This is a genomic window from Kitasatospora sp. NPDC058032, from assembly GCF_042885845.1.
GTDB lineage: Bacteria > Actinomycetota > Actinomycetes > Streptomycetales > Streptomycetaceae > Kitasatospora.
In genome coordinates, this window is sequence record NZ_JBHVRK010000050.1 from 1,886 (window position 1) to 19,853 (window position 17,968).

At 73.9% G+C, this 17,968-nt stretch carries 11 protein-coding genes and 1 pseudogene; 6 read left to right on the forward strand and 6 right to left on the reverse strand.

Translation table 11 applies throughout. The features are described from left to right. From ACFVUH_RS36800 to ACFVUH_RS36810, 3 genes are all read right to left on the reverse strand, one after another. A partial coding sequence (locus tag ACFVUH_RS36800) for a hypothetical protein (protein WP_387917960.1) occupies positions 1-2,568 on the reverse strand: 2,568 nt, incomplete at its 3' end. 293 nt (positions 2,569-2,861) lie between these two features. After that, a complete protein-coding gene (locus ACFVUH_RS36805; RefSeq protein ID WP_387917961.1) occupies positions 2,862-3,872 on the reverse strand; it encodes a heme A synthase in 1,011 nt (336 codons plus the stop codon). 85 nt (positions 3,873-3,957) lie between these two features. Further along, positions 3,958-4,920 (reverse strand): LysR family transcriptional regulator, encoded by a 963-nt coding sequence (locus tag ACFVUH_RS36810; protein ID WP_387917963.1) that lies wholly within the window; start codon positions 4,918-4,920, stop codon positions 3,958-3,960. Positions 4,921-5,060: 140 nt separating this feature from the next. Here ACFVUH_RS36810 and ACFVUH_RS36815 point away from each other — a divergent pair, with 140 nt between their 5' ends. From ACFVUH_RS36815 to ACFVUH_RS36825, 3 genes are all read left to right on the forward strand, one after another. Next, entirely contained in the window at positions 5,061-6,398 is a 1,338-nt protein-coding gene (locus ACFVUH_RS36815) for an iron-containing alcohol dehydrogenase (protein WP_387917965.1), read from the forward strand. Positions 6,399-6,468: 70 nt separating this feature from the next. Then, a complete protein-coding gene (locus tag ACFVUH_RS36820) occupies positions 6,469-7,047 on the forward strand; it encodes a TetR/AcrR family transcriptional regulator (RefSeq protein ID WP_387917967.1) in 579 nt (192 codons plus the stop codon). 134 nt (positions 7,048-7,181) lie between these two features. Further along, a complete protein-coding gene (locus ACFVUH_RS36825) occupies positions 7,182-8,219 on the forward strand; it encodes an agmatine/peptidylarginine deiminase (RefSeq protein WP_387917968.1) in 1,038 nt (345 codons plus the stop codon). Positions 8,220-8,268: 49 nt separating this feature from the next. Here the strand turns inward: ACFVUH_RS36825 and ACFVUH_RS36830 are convergent, their stop codons facing one another. Continuing rightward, positions 8,269-9,429: an agmatine deiminase family protein gene (locus ACFVUH_RS36830; RefSeq protein WP_387917969.1), complete on the reverse strand. Its 1,161-nt coding sequence runs from the start codon at positions 9,427-9,429 to the stop codon at positions 8,269-8,271. A gap of 306 nt (positions 9,430-9,735) precedes the next feature. Here ACFVUH_RS36830 and ACFVUH_RS36835 point away from each other — a divergent pair, with 306 nt between their 5' ends. Together ACFVUH_RS36835 and ACFVUH_RS36840 are read left to right on the forward strand one after the other, a co-directional pair. After that, positions 9,736-10,917: an agmatine/peptidylarginine deiminase gene (locus ACFVUH_RS36835; RefSeq protein ID WP_387917971.1), complete on the forward strand. Its 1,182-nt coding sequence runs from the start codon at positions 9,736-9,738 to the stop codon at positions 10,915-10,917. 106 nt (positions 10,918-11,023) lie between these two features. Beyond that, positions 11,024-11,202, forward strand: a pseudogene (locus ACFVUH_RS36840) (urease subunit alpha); the annotation flags it as partial. 40 nt (positions 11,203-11,242) lie between these two features. Here the strand turns inward: ACFVUH_RS36840 and ACFVUH_RS36845 are convergent. Together ACFVUH_RS36845 and ACFVUH_RS36850 are read right to left on the reverse strand one after the other, a co-directional pair. Then, positions 11,243-14,050, reverse strand: coding sequence for an ATP-binding protein (locus ACFVUH_RS36845; protein ID WP_387917973.1), 2,808 nt, complete (start codon positions 14,048-14,050; stop codon positions 11,243-11,245). 168 nt (positions 14,051-14,218) lie between these two features. Further along, a complete protein-coding gene (locus tag ACFVUH_RS36850; protein WP_387917974.1) occupies positions 14,219-16,411 on the reverse strand; it encodes a DEAD/DEAH box helicase in 2,193 nt (730 codons plus the stop codon). Positions 16,412-16,694: 283 nt separating this feature from the next. Here ACFVUH_RS36850 and ACFVUH_RS36855 point away from each other — a divergent pair, with 283 nt between their 5' ends. Further along, positions 16,695-17,831: a hypothetical protein gene (locus ACFVUH_RS36855; RefSeq protein ID WP_387917975.1), complete on the forward strand. Its 1,137-nt coding sequence runs from the start codon at positions 16,695-16,697 to the stop codon at positions 17,829-17,831. The last annotated feature ends 137 nt before the right edge of the window (positions 17,832-17,968 follow it).

Genomic DNA, 17,968 nt, shown 5'->3' on the forward strand with positions numbered 1-17,968 from the left:
CGTACCCGTATTGGCCACCGTGTACGTGTACGTGATCGTGTCACCCACACTCACCGGACCGGCAGTGTTCGCCTTCTTCGTCAGCGACAGGCTCGCCACAGATGCGACGGGGACGTCCTCCTGCGCCGGAGGACTCGCCACCGGCTCACCCTGCGGGTTGAAGCCATTCGCCGTCGCCACGTTCAGCACATGACCAGCCACCGCATCAGCAGTGGTCACGACGTAGCTGCCGGAGCAGGTCGTACTCTGACCAGCCGCCAGCGTCGTCAACCCACAACTCACCGACGACACCCGGTCATCCGTCACCGTCAGGTCATGCACCGCAGCCGTACCCGTATTGGCCACCGTGTACGTGTACGTGATCGTGTCACCCACACTCACCGGACCGGCAGTGTTCGCCTTCTTCGTCAGCGACAGGCTCGCCACAGCCGTGACCGGCACCGTGACCTGCGCCGGAGGACTCTCGACGGGCAGCCCCAGCGGGTTGAGGCCGCTCGCCAGCGCCACATTGGTGATGTGTCCCAGCACCGCGTCCGCGGCCGTCACCACATAGCTTCCGGTGCACATCATGACCTGCGCGGGAATGAGGGTCGCCGTGGGGCAGTCCACCGGCGTGACGTGGTCGTCGGTGACCTTCACGCTGTGAAGCGTCGTCACGCCCGTGTTGGTGACCGTGTACGTGTAGGTGATGGTGTCACCCACGTTCACCGGACCGGGGGTGCTCGCTTGCTTCGTCAGCCCCAGACTCGACGTGGACACCACCTCGACGGTGGCCTGGGTCGGCGGGGAGGCGACCGGGGATCCGTTGGCCGTGCCGGTGGCGTGGGCGTGGTTGGTGACCTCGCCGGCGTCGGCGTCCGGCTGGGTGATGACGTAGGTGCCGTGGCAGGTGGTGCTGTCGCCGGGGCTGCCGGCCGGGGCCAGCGTGGTGGCGGCGCAGGTGATGCCGGTGACCTTGTCGTCCGTGATGCCGACGGCGTCGACCTGGACGCCACCCGTGTTGGTGACCACATACGTGTACGGCACGGTGTCGCCGACCGCGAACGGCCCCGGGGCGTCGACGTGCTTGGTCAGGTGGATGCCGGGCGGGGCCACGACCGGGACGTTCTCCGAGGACGGCGGGGACTCGACCGGCGTTCCGTCGGCCGTCCCGGTGGCCACGGCGGTGTTGGCGATGTGGCCGGACTGCGCGTCGGCGGCGGTCACCAGGTAGGTGGCCGTGCAGGTGACGGTCGTGTGGGGGGCGAGCGTGGACACCGGGCAGCTGACCGGTCCGACCTTGGGGTCGTTGACGCCCAGGTTGTCGATCGGCACGGTGCCGGCGTTGGTGACCACGAAGTCGTACGGCACCGGTGTGCCGACCGTGATGAGCCCGGGCAGCGGCTCGCGGACCTGCTTGACCAGGTTCAGCGCGGGCAGCGGCTGGTCCGTGCTCACCGTGACGTTGCGGATCAGGTGCACATCGGTAAATGCGCCGGTGGAGCCGGCGAAGCCGAACTTGTAGGTGGAGGGAACGGGCGTCGGGGCGGGGGTGGACAGCACCTGGTGCGGGCCGGTGCCGTCGTTGAAGTCGACGCTGACCGTCAGCACCGGGGAGGGCGCCGGCGTCAGGTGCACGTTCACCCGGCGGCGTGACGGCTCCAGCAGAGTCTCGGCCTGGGCCGGGGTCACCGCGGGCGGCAGCACCGTCAGCGGGCCCTGCAACTGGCCCGGCAGGGTGGAGGGCCAGGGGCCGGTGGTGGTGAAGTTGCTGGTCGTGGCGGTCAGGAAGCAGTAACCGGTGGTGCCGTCGCCGGGGCCGCGGACGGTGACCATGTTGGCGCCGGGCGCCGGGATGCGGAACCCGGTGCCGGCCGGCGAGCGTGTCGCGCAGCCGTTGCCGCGCTGTTCCCAGTCGCCGAAGTAGTTGCCGAGGACGTCCAGCCCGACGCCCAGGTAGCCGCGGTCGACGCCGGGCAGGAAGGTGAGGTTCGGGTTGTCGTCGGGCAGCTTCTGGGCGTAGCCGAGGCTGCCGCCGAAGGCCCCGGGGTGGGCGAGCGCGGTGTCGCCGTTGACCAGGAAGAAGGAGATGCCGTCGGCCGGGGTGGCGGGGGTGGTGCTGCCGTACTGCCACTGGTCGAAGGAGACGTCCAGACCGTTGCCGGCCGGCAGTGCCTGGTCGAACAGGACGGCGCCCGCCTCGTCGAAACCGGAGTCGGTGATCTGGAGATAGCCGTGCGGCGCTCCGTTCACTGGTGGCACCGGCCCGACCTCGATCGCCGGGCAGCCTTCGAGCGGATGGCTGCCGGCGCCGGCCGCGCCGATGGGCGCACCGGTGAGGCACGCCGTGCCGACGGCGGTGAAGCGGGAGTCCGCCGTGGCCCCGGTGAAGGTCTCCTGCAGAAGTGGGGTACCCGTCGCCAGGACGCGCTCGCCCGTGCTGACGGGCGGCGCCTTCTGGGGGGCCGGTGCGGCCCGGGCCGGTAAGCCGGTGAGGCCGGCGCTGAGGAATCCCAGCATGGTCGCTGCCGTCACGAGGCGGGCCGTGCGCTCCAGAAGTCGCGACGGCCCGCGAAGGTCTCTTGTCATGAAAACACTATGTGCACATATTATTACTATCTGTCATCTTGGCTGACCGTCATATGACCCATCGGGAGGCTGCCACCACCGGCTACGACGCACCGTCACCCGGACGCCACGTCAGCCCGACGGCTCGCGCCGTTCGGCGAGTTCGACACAGGCGTCGGGCACCTGAAGCGACTGTTCGACCAGCACGACGACGCGCCCCGGCCTGCCGGCCGGGGCACACCGCCTCCCGGGCGGCTTCCACCAGATCTGCGCCGACGGCGCCGACCTCGGCGCCGGGCCCCGAGCCGCGCCGCTCAGGCCGCGTGCTCGGGGGTCCGGACGGCCGGCGCCGGGAGCGCCGCCGCCTCCGGGCCGTCCGGGGCCGGCCGCCGCGCCGGGCGGACGGCGAGCAGCACCCGGAGCGCGCCCACCCAGACCATGGCCGCGCCGAGCAGATGCAGGATCACCGCCGCCGCGGGAAGAGCGGTCAGCGACTGCACCACGCCCAGCAGGCCCTGGGCCACCAGCGCCACCAGGAAGACCGCCGTGCGACGCCGGGCGCCGGCGCCGCACGGGTCCGGGCGCAGCGCGGCGAACAGCAGCGCCGCGAGCACCAGGACGGCCGCCGCGAGCACGCCGTGCACCACGGTCACCGTCGTCCAGTCCAGGCCGATCCGGGGCACGTCGGAGGAGTCGCCGGCGTGCGGGCCGGTGCCGCTGGTGACCGTGCCGGCCACCACCATCACCGCGGCGACCGCCATCAGCGCCGTCGCCAGGCGCCGGGCCCGCTCGGACGGCGCGGTCCGCGCGCCGTCCGGCGCCTCGCCCATCACCCCGCCCGACGTGGCGTGCAAGGTGGCGTCCCAGGTGACCACGGCCGTGGTGAGCAGCAGCACCGCGGCCAGGAAGTGCGCGGCGACGATGTACGGGCTGAGCTTCAGCCAGACGGTGACGCCGCCGACCACCGCGTTCAGCACCACGACCCAGAACTGCGCCCAGCCACCCCGGAGCACCCGCGGCATGGGGGTGCGCTGCAGCCGGGCGGCGATGATCACCCAGCCGACCACCACGCAGAGCACGCTGGTGAGCATCCGGTTGGAGAACTCGATCGCGCCGTGCAGGCCCATCTCGGCGGTCGGCGCGAGCGTGCTGTCGGTGCACATCGGCCAGTCGGGGCAGCCGAGGCCGGAGCCGGTGACCCGGACGACGCCGCCGGTCATGATGATGCCGATCGCCGCCACCACCGAGGCCACGGCCGCCGCCCGGATGCTGCGCGGTCCGAGCGTGTAGCGTTCCGCCAACCAGGACAAGGGAGTTCGTGCCATCCGGGCCATCCTCGATCGAGCCGTCGTTCGGTGGACCCCACCCTACGACGGCCTTACGGATCGGTGACCGAAACCCTCCGCAGCGTCACGGCGGGTACGACCCGGCCGTTCCGACCGGCGGTCCGGCCGCCTCCGGGAGCAGCTCGGCGGCGCGGTCGGCGACCTCCCGGTGCAGGGCGTCGCGCACGGCCCGGACGGCGGGCAGGGTCACCGCCTCCCGCCGTACGGCCAGCGTGATCGGCAGCCGGATGTCGACCTCGTCGGCCAGCAGCCGCCGCAGCCCGGCCCGTTCGGCGAGGAAGGCGGGCAGCACGCCGACGCCGGCCCCCAGGCGGGTGGCCTCGACCTGGGCGAAGACGTTGGTGGAGGAGAAGGCGGGCGTGATGCCCGGCAGGTGGCGTTCGATGTCGAGGTCGCCGACCTGGAGCATCGACTCGATGTAGAAGACCAGCGGATGCTCCCTCAGCTCGGCGGCCGAGCCGGGGCTGCCGCACCGCGCGAGGTAGTCGTCGGCGGCGTACAGGCCGAGCGCGTAGTCGGTGAGGTGCTCGGTCACCAGTCGGCTTCGCGGTGGCCTGCCGATGGTCAGGGCGAGGTCGAAGCCGGCCGGGCGCAGCGGCAACTCCCGTGTTGCCGTGATGAGTTCGGCCTGCAACCGGGGGTGGCGGCGGCGTACCCGGGCCAGCGCCGGGGTGGCGAAGGCGGTGCCGAAGCCGTCGGGGGCGCTCACCCGGACGGTGCCGTGCAGCGACGGCGTGTCCTGGCCCGACACCGCGTCGACGGCGCGGACCAGGGCGTCCTCGATCGCCCGCGCGCTCTCGCAGACGGCCTTGCCCGCGTCCGTCAGCGCCCAGCCCTCCGTACCGCGTTCCATCAGCCGCACGCCGAGGCCCTTCTCCAGGGCGGCGATGCGGCGGGAGACGGTGGTGTGGTCCACGCCGAGCGCGTCGGCGGCGCTCACCAGTCGGCCCGTACGGGCGACGGCGAGCAGGTAGCGGAGGTCGTCCGCGCGGAGCCGGTCGCCGACCGGGCGGGAGCGGGAGCGCACGCGGTCAGCGTATCTGCATTTGCGCACACGCCGTCTGCGTGATTGGCGCTTGAACGCACGCCCGTGCGGGCGTCACAGTCGAAAGCCTCCCCCGGCCGGAAACACCGGTCGGTCTTCCTCCCACCGTCGAGGGGTGCTCCATGGTTGCCGGCCTCTCCCTGCCGCGGATCCTGCGCGTCGGCCGCGGCGCCGCCGCCGAACTGGGCGACGTCCTCAAGGAACTGGGGCTGAGCCGCCCGCTCCTGGTGACGGACGCGTTCCTGGTCGGCAGCGGCGCGGCGCAGCGCCTGACGACGACGCTGCTCGCCGCCGGACTGCACCCGCGGCTGTTCGCCGACACCGTGCCCGACCCGACCACCGACTCGCTGGTCGCGGGGGTGAAGGCGCTCCAGGAGCACGAGGCCGACTCGGTCATCGGGTTCGGCGGCGGCAGCCCGATGGACACCGCCAAGGCGCTCGCCCTGCTGGGCGTGCGGGGCGGCGAGATGCGGGACTACAAGGCACCGCGGGTCAACCGGGGGCCGGCGCTGCCGGTGATCGCGGTGCCCACCACCGCGGGCAGCGGCTCGGAGGCGACCCAGTTCACCGTCATCACCGACAGCGCCACGGACGAGAAGATGCTCTGTCCGGGCCCGGCGTTCCTGCCGATCGCCGCCGTGGTCGACGTGGAACTGACCATGTCGATGCCGCCCCGGCTGACGGCCGACACCGGCATCGACGCCCTCACCCACGCGGTCGAGGCCTATGTGAGCCGCAAGGCCAACCCGTTCGCCGACGGCCTCGCGCTCACCGCGATCGGCACCATCGGCCGCCACCTGCGCCGCGCCTACGCGGACGGGTCGGACGCCGGGGCCCGCGAGGCCATGATGCTCGCCGCGACCCAGGCCGGCATCGCGTTCTCGAACTCCAGCGTCGCCCTGGTGCACGGCATGAGCCGCCCGATCGGCGCCCACTTCCATGTCGCCCACGGCCTGTCGAACGCGATGCTGTTCCCCGCGGTGACCGCCTTCTCGGTGCACGCCGCCCCCGCCCGGTACGCCGACTGCGCCCGCGCGCTGGGAGCCGCCGGCGCCGCCGACTCCGACGACGTGGCCGCCGACCGGCTGGTCGACGCCCTGCGCGCGCTCTGCCGCGACCTGGACGTCCCCACCCCCCGCAGCTACGGCATCCCCGAGGACGCCTGGACCCGCCTCACCCCGCTGATGGCCGAGCAGGCCCTCGCCTCCGGCTCCCCCGCGAACAACCCCGCCGTCCCCACCGCCGCCGAGATCGAGGAGCTGTACGCCCGGATCTACGCCTGTCCGCCGCCTCGGCCGGGGTCGGCGGCGATCTGCCCCGGCCGGCCCGACGCACCGGACGGCGGCGTACCGTGCCGCCGGGCGAGGGCGGCGCCCGGACGGTCGAGCCCAAGTTCATGCGCCGATCGCCGAAACGAGCCCCGAGGAGTCACCGTCGACCTCGCCGTGGGCCAGGCCTGACGACCGCCGGCTGACGGGACTTTCAGCAGGCGGCCCGGGCGCGCCCGGCCTCGGGGTAGGGTGGCGGATCATGGCCAGTCGTAAAACGTCGATCTTGGAAGCAGCGGCGCGGGTGATCGCCCGCCGCGGGGTGCGCGGGCTGCGGGTGGAGGAGCTCGCCGCCGAGGCGGGGGTGTCCACGGCGCTGATCTACTACCACTTCAAGGACCGTACGGGGATCCTCAAGCAGACGCTGGAGTTCATCAACGACCGCGCGGAGCGGTACACCGCCGAGCGTGCCGCGGACGCGCCGCCGCCGACGGCCCGCGAGGAGCTGGAGCAGACGCTGCTGCTGGAACTCCAGGACACCGTCGAGGTGCGGGAGAACAGCACCGCCTGGGGCGAGCTGCGGGCGAGCGCGGTGTTCGACGAGACCCTGCGCGAGGACCTGGCGCGGGCCACCCGGATCTGGGTGCAGGAGATCGCCGAGCTGCTCGGCGCGGTGCAGCCGATGTCCTCGGCGGTCGCGCTGGCAGGTGCGGCGGAGCGGCTGACCGCGCTGCTGGAGGGGCTGAGCACCCGCTGGCTGAGCGGCAGCCTGCCGCTGACGCACGCCCGGACGCTGATGACCGACGCGATCGACACCGAGGTGGCCCGGCTCGGGCCCTGAGGGGCTCGACCGCCGGGCCGTCGCACGGCGTACCTCACCGCTCACCGATCCGTCGTTCCGCGGCCCCGCCGGTTTGACTGACTTTTCAGTCAGTGTGACGCTGGAGCCGCACGCCGCACGATCTGGAGACCCTCATGAGCCACGACCGCGACGACCGGTCCACCGGACCCTTCCCCCGGGTACCGGCGGACGACGTCCCGCACGCGCGGACCTGGATGTCCTGGCCGTCCCGGCGCGGCGTGTGGGGACTGCGACTGGGCGGGGTCCAGCAGGACATCGCGCTGATCGCCCGGACGGTCGCCGAGTTCGAGCCGGTGGTGATGTGTGCCCCCGACGACTGGACGGCGGGCAAGGCCCGGTCGATGTGCGGCTCCGGCGTCGAGGTGATCACCGCGATCCCCACCGACGACCTGTGGATGCGCGACATCGCCCCGGTGTTCCGCCGCGACGGCTACGGCGGCCTGGACGCCGTGGTCCTCAACTTCAACGGCTGGGGCAACAAGCAGGTCCACCACGACGACGCCCGGGTCGCCGAGCGGCTCGCCGCCCGCCGGGGGCTGCGCCACTCCTACGCGGACTTCGTCGGCGAGGGCGGCGCGATCGAGACCGACGGCGACGGCACCGTGATGGCCACCGAGAGCAGCCTGGTCAACAAGAACCGCAACCGCGGGATGAGCCGGGACGAGATCGAGGACGCCGTCCTGGAGGCCTACGGCGCGGACACCATGATCTGGCTGCCGGGCATCAAGGGCCGGGACGTCACCGACGACCACGTCGACGTCACCTCCCGCTTCGTGCGCCCCGGCGTGGTGATGGTCCAGCTGCCACCACCCGACCGGGACGACGTCTGGGCCCGGGACGCCCGCGAGCAGTTCGCCCTGCTGTCCGCCGCCACCGACGCCCGGGGCCGCCGCCTCCAGGTCGTCCCCGTGCACGGCCCGGACACCGTGCGCTCCCGAAGCTCCAGGTTCGTCGACTCCTACCTCAACTTCCACCTGGTCAACGGCGGCGTGATCACCACTCGGTTCGGCGACGCCCGCAAGGACGCCGCCGCCGGGGAGACGCTCGCCGCCGCCTTCCCGGGCCGCGAGGTGGTGCAGCTCGACGTCGACCGCCTGATGGCCGGCGGCGGCGGCATCCACTGCTCGACCATGCACGAGCCGCTGCCCTGAGGGTGTCGGGGCCGGTCCCGGCGCGCGCACCGGGACCGGCGCCGGGGCCTCAGAGCGCGGGCTGCTGCTGGGTGGCGCAGTGGATGCCGCCGCCGCCCGCCGCGATGTGGTTGATGTCGACCTGGGTGACCGTGCGCCCGGGGTGCAGCTCGCCGACGACCCCGGCCGCCCGGTCGTCCGCGGCCCGGTCCCCGAAGCGCGGGACGATCACGCCGCCGTTGCAGACGTAGTAGTTGATGTAGGTGGCGAGGAAGTCCTTGCCCCCGCCCTGGATCAGCTCGAAGTCCGGCTCCGGCAGGTCCACTACCCGCAGCGGGCGCCCCTTGGCGTCGGTCGCGGAGCCGAGCACCTGGCGCGCCTGCGCCGAGGCCGTGGTCCAGACGTCCGGCGGGGTGTCGGCGGCGGGGCGGTGCAGCAGGACGGTGCCGGGCTCGGCGAAGCGGGCGAGCGCGTCCACGTGGCAGTCGGTGATGTCCTGCCCGGCGACGCCCTGGAGCCAGATCACCTTCTCGACGCCGACCAGTTCCTTGAAGGCCGCCTCGATCCGGTCGCGGGAGACGCCGGGGTTGCGGTTCTCGTTCACCCAGGAGCTCTCGGTGGCCATCAGCGTGCCCTCCCCGTCCACCTCGATGCCGCCGCCCTCGCCGGTGATCGGCGCCTGGACGCGGGTGATGCCGTAGTGGGCCAGGAGGCTGCGGGCGACCTGGGCGTCGTTGGCGTGGGTCTGCTTGCCACCCCACCCGTTGAAGTCGAGGTCGACCCCGGCGAGTCCCTGCGGGCCGGTGACGAAGGTCGGTCCGGTGTCCCGGGCCCACAGGTCGTCGACCATCAGGTCCAGCACCTCCACCGAGGAACCGCAGGCCCGGCGGGCCTGCTCGGCCTGGTCGGGGCGGGCCAGCAGCACCACCGGCTCGAACCCGGCCACGGCCCGGGCCAGACCCGCGATGTCCTGCCGGACGCCGGGCAGTTGGTCGCCCCACACCTCCTCCAGGGCCGGCCAGGCCATGAAGGTGCGGGTGTGCGGGGCGGACTCGGCCGGCATGGCGCGCCGGACCGCCGAACCGGTGTCCGCCGTGGTGGCCGCCCCGGTCCCGGAGTCGGACGGCTGCTCCTCGCCGCTGCCGGAGGAGCAGCCGCCGGCCAGGGCCAGTGCGGCGAGCGCCGCCCCGGACCGGAGCAGCGAGCGGCGGGAGGGCCGTGGATGAGCCATGGGGCCTCGTTCCGGTCGGTGGGGCGGGGTTCCCGCAGGCTACTGACGACCGGGGCGGGACCCGGCCCGGCACGCATCCGCCGTTCGGGGGGAATCCGCGGCCCGGCCTTCCGCGCCCCGCACCCCGGGAGCCGGGGCGCGCAGCACCTTCCGTGAGTTTGACTGATTTTTCAGTCAGTGCGACAGTTCAGTCCGGGCGATGCCGGGCGAGTCCGCCCGCCGCCCGCCCGGTGCCCGTGCGCGCCGCTCCCCGGCGCCCCGCCTTTCCACCGGACCGACCCACCCCGAGCCCTGACGGAGGCCTCCGTGTCCCACTCCCCCCTCGCGCGCCGCACGGTGCTGCGTTCCCTCACCGGCGCCGGCCTGGTCGCCCTCGGCGCGAGCGCCTGCCGTCCCGGCATCGACGAGCTGGCCGACCCGGCCGGCCAAGCGGGCCCGTCCTCCCCGTCCTCCCCCGCTGCTACGGCCGCCCCCGCCCCCGAGCGGGGGCGCCGGCTCGGCGGCGAGTGGGAGAAGGACGAGCGGACCTTCATGGCCTGGCCCGCGTCCGAGAACGTCTGGGGCAGTCAGCTCACCGGCGTCCGCAAGGACATCGCCGCGGTCGCCCGGGCCATCGGCGAGCGCGAGCCGGTGGCCCTGCTGGTCCGCCCCGGCCAGGAGGCCTCCGCCCGCAACGCCTGCGGCCAGGACGTCGAGCTGCTCGCCGTCCCGGTCGACGACCTGTGGGCCCGCGACACCCTGCCGGTCTTCGTCGAGGAGGGCGGCAGGGCCAAGGGCGTCGACTTCAACTTCAACGGCTGGGGCCGCAAGCAGGAGCACGGCAACGACGCCCGCGTCGCCCGCACCGTCCTGGAGAAGTACGGGATCGAGCGGATCGAGACCACGATCACCGCCGAGGGCGGCTCCTTCGAGACCGACGGCCAGGGCACCCTGCTGATCACCGAGAGCTCGATCGTCAACGACAACCGCAACCCGGGCCGCACCCGCGAGCAGGTCGAGGCGGACCTCAAGCGGACGCTGGGCCTGAGCAAGGTCATCTGGCTCGCCGGGGTCAGGGGCAAGGACATCACCGACGCCCACGTCGACTGCCTCGCCCGCTTCGCCGCACCCGGCGTCGTCCTGCTGGACCGGGCCTTCCCCGGCACCCCGCCGGACGTCTGGTCCCGCTCCGCCGACCAGGCCCGCGCCGTCCTCGCCGAGGCCACCGACGCCACCGGCAAGAAGCTCAGGGTCATCGAGGTCGCGCAGCCCGACCCGGACCGGATCACCGGCCGCGGCGACGCCTTCGTCTCCTCCTACATGAACTTCTACATCGGCAACAAGGGCGTCTACCTGCCGCTGTTCGGCGACCACCGGGCCGACGAGCACGCCCAGGAGGTCTTCCGGGAGCTGTTCCCCGGGCGCGAGATCGTCCCGCTGCAGATCGACACCCTGGCCTCCGGCGGCGGCGGCATCCACTGCTCCACCCACGACCAGCCCGCCGGCTGACCCCGTCGCCCATTCCGTCCCGCACCACCGGGCACCGCACCAGGCACCGCGCCGAGCGCCTTCACCATCGACGCCCGCCCGTACGCCAGACACCCGCCCGTACGCCACCACGACCACCCGCCCGCGACGCGTCGCCGTCCGCCACACCCACGGCATCGGCCCGCGCGATCCGGTCCGCGCGATCCGGTCCGCGACGCCCGCCACGGTACGGTCAGCCTCGACGGCACCGCCCTGCGGTCCGAGCCCGCCGAAACCGTCTCCCTGAACCGCCGCTACTTCCTCTGACACCTCCGCCGCGCACCCAGGGTGCCCCGGGGCGCGAGGCTCAGTCCGTCGCGCCCGCGTGCAGGAGGTCCCCCGCGCGGGCCGCCAGGCCGTCGGCGCCGCAGCGGGCGGCCAGCTCCAGCCCCCGGGCCAGCGCCCGACGGGCCGCCGCCGTGGCGCCCAGCGCCTCCCCCAGGTCGACCAGCGCCAGCGCGTGCTCGTAGCGGGCGGGCGAGCGCTCCAGGTGCCGGACGGCCTGCCCGAGCAGCTCGGCCGCGCGCGGCCGGTCGTGCACCGCCGCACAGAGCCGCAGCGTGCTGCCGACGGCGGAGTCCGTCCCGGTCGCCCGGGCCCGGCGGACCGCCTCCTCGGCGAGTTCGCGGGCCCGGTCCGGCTGCTCGGGGGCGATCGCGCGCGCCAGGTGCCCGAGCCACGGCGCCCACACCGTGTTGCGCCAGCCGCGCGCGTCCAGCGCCGCACCGGCGGCGGTCAGCGTCTCGGCCGCGCCGGCCGCGTCGCCCCGGGCCAGCAGCAGCCGGCCGTACAGGGTGGGGGCGTCGGGCAGCACCATCACCGTCGGGTACGGCGGGCCGAAGGAGTGCTCGCGGGCCAGCTCCAGCGCCTCGGCCACCCGGCCGCGCGCCGCCAGGGTCTCGGCCAGCGCCCCGACCGCGTCCCAGTGCAACGGGCCGCCGCGGCCCATCCGTTCGGCGAGCCGCAGGGCCCGGCGCAGGTAGTCCTCCGCCTCCGCCAGCGCGCCGCAGCGGAACCGCAGCATGCCGGTCAGCAGGTAGGCGAAGCCGAGGTGGCCGCCGCTCCAGCCGGCCACCTCGTACGCGCGGACCGCCTCGGTGAACAGTTCCTCCGCCCGGTCGACCCGGTCGGCGTAGAGGTAGCTGATGCCGAGGATCCCGGGCAGCTCGAAGCCCCAGACGGTGTTGGTCCAGCCGAGGCTGTGCGGAAGGCGCCCGCCCGGCAGCGCGGACTCGGCCAGGGCGATCGCCCGCTCGTGGTCCACGCCGCGCAGCGTGAGGTCCCAGCAGCGCAGCACCGCCACCGCGTGGGCCAGGCCGTTGTGTTCGAACAGGTTCCGCTCCGGGGGCCGCCCGCCGTCCGCACCGGCACCGCTACCGGCGGCATGCGCGGCGGCGTCCCGGCCGTCCGCCCCGACGTCGCTGAACGCCATCCCGACCGTTTCGAGCATCCGGTCGAACTCCGCGAGCCGGCGGGAGCGTCCCGGACCGTCCTCGTCCTCGGACTGGAACGCGGCGAACATGAAGTGGGCGACCTCCAGGCGCAGCCGGCCCGGGCCGGGAACGGTGCGCTCGGCGGCCTCGGCGCACACCGCGGCGGCGTCGCCCAGCCGGTTGCTGTGGGCGAGGGCCTGGGCGAGCCGGAAGACCGCGTCGATCCGCAGCTCGGGGCCCAGCCCGTACGGGTCCGCGAGTGCCAGCCGCAGCTGGTTGACCGTGGTCGCCGGGTCGGTGAGCAGTGCCGAGCAGCCGAGTTCGTAGAGCACCTCGGCCCGGTCCCGGTCGGCGGGCGGTTCGCTGATCGCCCGGCGCAGGCAGTGCTGGGCGGCCTCCGGTGCGCCGATGGCCAGGTGCTCGCGGGCCGCCTGGCGCAGCTTGCGGACGATGTCCCCGTCGCCTTCGGGCAGGGTCTCCAGCAGGTGCCGGGACGCCGTCAGCAGGCCGAGACCGGCGTTCTCGGTCTCGACGGCGGCGACCCCGTGCATCCCGGTGCGGGTGGCGGGCGGCATCGACTGGTAGACCGAGGTGGCGATCAGCGGGTGGACGAACTCCAGCCGGCCACCCGGCGCGCCGATCAGCACCCCGTGCCGGCGCAGCTCCCGGACGGACTCGGCGGCGGTCTCCGGGCCCTGGGCGCAGATGACGGCGGCGAGCTCCGGGCGGATGTCGGTGCCCAGCATGGACGCCGCCCAGGCGAACCGCATCGCCGTCGGGCCGATCTTCTCCAGCCAGTGACGGAGCGTCATTCCACGGGTCCCTGCCGCGAGTTCGCGCAGCAGGACGGTGCTCTCCTCGACGGGGTCGAGCCGCTGGTCGGCCACCTCGCGCAGCAGGGCGGTGGTCTCGTACGGGTTGCCGGCGGTGACCGCCCAGACGTGACGGCAGAAGGCGTCCTCCGCCTGCGCGCCGAGGGCGGCGCGGACCAGCCGCGCGACCGAGGCCGGCTGGAGCGGCCGCAGTTCGTGCCGCCGGTCGGCCCTGGCGAGGAGACCACGCTGGAGCGTCAGGGCGTCGTCGGGGAACTCGTCCCGGCAGGCGAGCACCAGCAGCGCCGGCAGCTCCCGCGCGCCGACCGCGAAGCTCGCCAGCCAGCCGAGCGACTCCGGATCGGCCCAGTGCAGGTCGTCGACGATCACGGCCACCGGCGAGCGCCGCTGCACGAGGCGGGTGAGCACGAAGTCCAGCCCGTCCCGCACTCCCTGCGGATCGAGCTGCCCGCCCGGCGGCAGCAGCCCCACGGCCGGTCCGACGATGTCCTCCCAAGGCCCGAACACCTGCGCCCGCTCCCGGTCGGACAGCGCCGCCAGCACCGGCTGCAGCAGCTGGCGCACCACCCGGAACGGCTCGTGGCGCTGCCGCTCCCCGCCCCGGGCGAACAGCACCTCACAGCCCGCGCGCCGCGCCTCCCGTCGCACCTCGGTCAGCACCGCGGTCTTGCCCAGCCCGGCCGCGCCGGTGAAGACCAGCAGTTCCCCGAGCGCCGTACCGGCGACCGGCCGGGCCAGCGCCGCGACCGCCTGCCGGGCCGACCGGATCTCGGCCTCGCGCTCGTGCAGCGGACCGTCGCCCCGGCCACCCCCGGCCGCGGACTCCCCTTCGGCCACCGTCGCCCCCAATTCACGCCTCCACGACCGTCGTCACCAACGCCGAGGCTACTGCCGAACGGCCGGATCCGGTGCGGGCTTGACAATCCGCCCGTTCGGGGGAACGAGAGCCGGCCTCTCGCCGCCGCCGTACGGGGCGCCGGCGGGGCCCGGCCGGTCGCACGGACCACCCTGCGGGCATCAGCCTCCGGCGGCGCCCCCGGTCCCGTCACGTGGCACGGCGGCCAGGCGCAACTGCTCCTCCTCCACGATCCGCACCGCCAGGGACTGCTCCGAGACGTCCACGGCCTCCGGCGTCGTCTCCGCCACCTCGCTGCGCCGCGCGTACTCGTCGAAGATCCGGCTCTTCGCCCGCAGGATCTCCAGCATCCGCTGGTCGACGCTGTCGGCGGCGAGCAGCCGGTGCACCTGGACCCGCCGGAGCTGCCCCATGCGGTGGGCCCGGCCCACGGCCTGACTCTCCATGGTGGGTTTCACCTGCGGCTCGCACAGGATCACCACCGAGGCCGCCTGGATGTTCAGCCCCACGCCGCCCGCCTGGATCTGGGCGAGCAGCACCGCATGACCCGGCACCGCGGCGAACTGGTCCACCACGTCCTGGCGGCGCTCCGCGGCGAGGCTGCCGTCGATCGGACCGAACACCCGCCCGCCCAGCGCGTCCCCGACGGTCGCCAGCACCTCGCGGAAGAACGAGAAGACGACGACCTTCCGCCCGTTGGCGGCGGCCTCCTCGACGATCTCCCGCAGCCTCTGCAGCTTCGCCGACCCCGCGGGGTCCGCGTACGCGGCACGGCGCATGGCCATGAAGTTGCCCTCGGCGACGGCCGCCCGGTACGCCGCGAAGTCGGTCGGCGAGAGGTCCTCCCACTCGTCGACGTGCACGACCTCGGGGAGCTCGGCGAGCACGTCCTGCTGGTTGCGGCGGAGATAGGCCGGCGCGACCGCCTTGCGGAACGCCTTCGGCCCCGCGGCGGCCGACCCGTTGTGGATCGTCGGCAGCAACTCGGGCCGCAGGTAGTGCACCAGACTGCGGAACTCCTCGACCCGGTTCTCCATCGGGGTGCCGGTGAGGAAGAGCACCCGCTCGACCCGGTCGGTCCACCCGGCCACCGCCTGCGAGCGCTGCGCCGCGTGGTTCTTGACGTAGTGGGCCTCGTCCACCACGACCATGGCCACAGCCAGGTCCGGAGCGACCTCCAACCGGCGCAGGCCGTCGAAGGTCACCACCGCGACGCCGCCCGCGTCGAGCCACTCGGCCAGGGCCGCCTCCCGCTCCTGCCCGTGCACCCGGTAGGCCCGCAGGGTGCTCCGCGACTCGATCTCCCGGGTCCAGTTGATGAGCACGCTCGCCGGACAGACGACCAGGAAGTGGCTGCTCCCCCGCGTCCGCAGGTGCGCCATCGCGGCGATCGCCTGGACGGTCTTCCCCAGGCCCATCTCGTCGCCGAGGATCACCCGCTTCTGCCGGAGCGCGAAGCGGGCGCCGAACGCCTGGTATCCGCGCAGCGAGACCGTGCACCGGCTGACGTCCAGGGGCTCGGCCCGGACCTGGTCGGACAGCTCCTCCGGCAGGAACCCCTCGGCGGCGTCGACCTCGGACGGACCGAGCTCGCCGATCGCGCCGAGCACGGCGTAGAACTCGGCCGAACGGTGCTCGAAGTCCGTCCACGCCTCGACCGCGGAGGCCGGCGGGCGCAGCAGGTCCGCGGACGCCTGGGCGAACAGCAGCGGGACGGCCTGCTCCTCGAACTCGGCGAGCAGCTCGTCCAGCCGGTCGACCGCGAGCAGCGCCTCCTGCCTGCGCCGCCGCCCGGCGAACAGGCCGCGGACGAACCCCCGGGCCGGTCGCGCCGTGTCGACAAGCGCGGCGACCTCGTCGACGACCTGCCGTGCGACCCCGTCGGCACGGGCCGCCTCGGGCCCGGCGACGACCAACCGGTGCAGCGCGACGACCAGCGTCGTGCTCAGCGCGTCCTGGTCGTCCACGTCGAGCCGTACCGCGACCGTCCGCTCGGCCGCGGCGGCTATCTGCCCGGCGGCGGCGACGGTCTGCGCGGCCGTCTGCGCGCCGATGCCCGGGAGCAGTTGCAGCGAGTACACCGTGGCGTCCCGCACCTGTCCCACGGTCGTGATGCCGGCGGCCTCCAGCGCACCGACCCGCAGCCGGCCGTCCGTCACGTCCTTCAGCCGGGCGACCGGGATGGCGTCCAGCTCACCGCGCACCAGCCGCCCCCGCAGAGCGGCCACCGCCCGCCCCACCTCGTCCACGGCACCCCGGTGGTCGCCGACGACCACCCGCGCGGACGCGAGGAGCCGCTCGGCGTCCGCGACCACGACCCGGGGCTTCCGGTCTCCCCGCTGCCCACGCCCCACTCCCGGCTCCCTCCCTCGGCTCCACCACCCGGCACCTCTGCGGGTCCCCCATGATCCCACCCACCCCCGCCCGCCTTGCCTCCCTGCCCCTTCTCTCCCCACCGCCTCTCTCCCACCGCCTCTCTCCCACCGCCCGTGGCTGCCGCCCGGCGTGACCGGCATTTGGCCGATGCCGTCGCGCGTCGACGCCGACCGCTGTCTAGCGTGGCGATCCGGGGGGTACACGAAGCACTTCCGCGGGTCGGCACGATCGGTCCGGCCCGCCTTCCAGAAGGCAGTACGCATGAAGCTTCGGGCATGTTCGAGCACGCTGGCCGCCGCCGCGCTGACCCTCGCGCTGACCGCCGTCGCGTCCCCGGCGGGAGCGGCAACGTCGGCGGGAGCGGCAAAAGCACCGCCGTTCCTGGACCGGCTGAACACCGTGTCCACCGTCGCGTCCACCGTCCCCGAGAACGGCGACGTGAACCCGTACGGCACGTTCACCATCCAGGAGAGCATCGGTGACCTGCACCGGGGCAACGTCCTGATCAGCAACTTCAACAACTCGGCCAACCTGCAGGGCCTCGGCACCACCCTGGTGCAGATCACCCCGGGCGGCACCCGCACCACGTTCGCCACCATCGACCCGGACCACCTCCCCGGCCCCTGCCCCGGCGGGGTCGGGCTCACCACGGCGCTGACGGTCCTGCCCGGCGGCTGGGTCGTGGTCGGCAGCCTCCCCACCGCCGACGGCACGTCGGCCACTGCCCAGGCCGGCTGTCTGCTGGTGCTCGACAAGCACGGCACGGTCCGCGAGACCATCGCCGGGGACGGCATCAACGGGCCGTGGGACCTGACCGCCGTCAGCTCCGGTGAGCAGAGCGAGCTGTTCGTGACCAACGTCCTCAACGGCACGGTCGCCGGCGGCGGCGCACAGGTCGACCAGGGCACCGTCCTGCGGATCACCCTGTGCACCGAGAAGGGCGACCTGCCGCAGCGGATCGCCACCACCGAGATCGGCTCGGGCTTCCCCGAACGGACCGACCCGGCGGCCCTGGTGGTCGGCCCGACCGGCGTCGGCCTCGGCCACGACGGCACGCTGTTCGTCGCCGACACGGTGCTCAGCCGGATCACCGCGATCCCGAACGCGCTCACCCGCCAGGACAGCGCGGGAATCGGCCGGGTCATCACGTCAGGCGGCGCCCTCAACGGCCCGCTGGGGCTGGCCCTCACGCCCCGCGGCGACATCCTGACCGTCAACGGCGGGGACGGCAACATCGTCGAGACCACCCCGGCCGGCCGTCAGGTGGCGGTCAAGCAGATCAACAACGAGGGCACCCCGCCCGGCGCCGGCGCGCTCTTCGGCCTCGCACTGGACCTCGACCAGGACGCCGTCTACTTCGTCAACAACGCCGACAACGCCCTCGACGTCCTGCACTGAGCGGCAGAATTCCTCGGGAAACGCAAAGAACCCCCGCCGGACAACCGGCGGGGGTTCTTCTCAAAATTTGTTCGGCGGCGTCCTACTCTCCCACAGGGTCCCCCCTGCAGTACCATCGGCGCTGTGAGGCTTAGCTT

Excerpts from the sequence above, each read along its gene's own strand:
- ACFVUH_RS36830 (WP_387917969.1), bottom strand. The coding sequence starts at position 9,429 with ATGGCTCATCCACGGCCCTCCCGCCGCTCGCTGCTCCGGTCCGGGGCG.
- ACFVUH_RS36820 (WP_387917967.1), top strand. The coding sequence starts at position 6,469 with ATGGCCAGTCGTAAAACGTCGATCTTGGAAGCAGCGGCGCGGGTGATC.
- ACFVUH_RS36805 (WP_387917961.1), bottom strand. The coding sequence starts at position 3,872 with ATGGCACGAACTCCCTTGTCCTGGTTGGCGGAACGCTACACGCTCGGA.
- ACFVUH_RS36815 (WP_387917965.1), top strand. The coding sequence starts at position 5,061 with ATGGTTGCCGGCCTCTCCCTGCCGCGGATCCTGCGCGTCGGCCGCGGC.
- ACFVUH_RS36855 (WP_387917975.1), top strand. The coding sequence starts at position 16,695 with ATGAAGCTTCGGGCATGTTCGAGCACGCTGGCCGCCGCCGCGCTGACC.
- ACFVUH_RS36825 (WP_387917968.1), top strand. The coding sequence starts at position 7,182 with ATGAGCCACGACCGCGACGACCGGTCCACCGGACCCTTCCCCCGGGTA.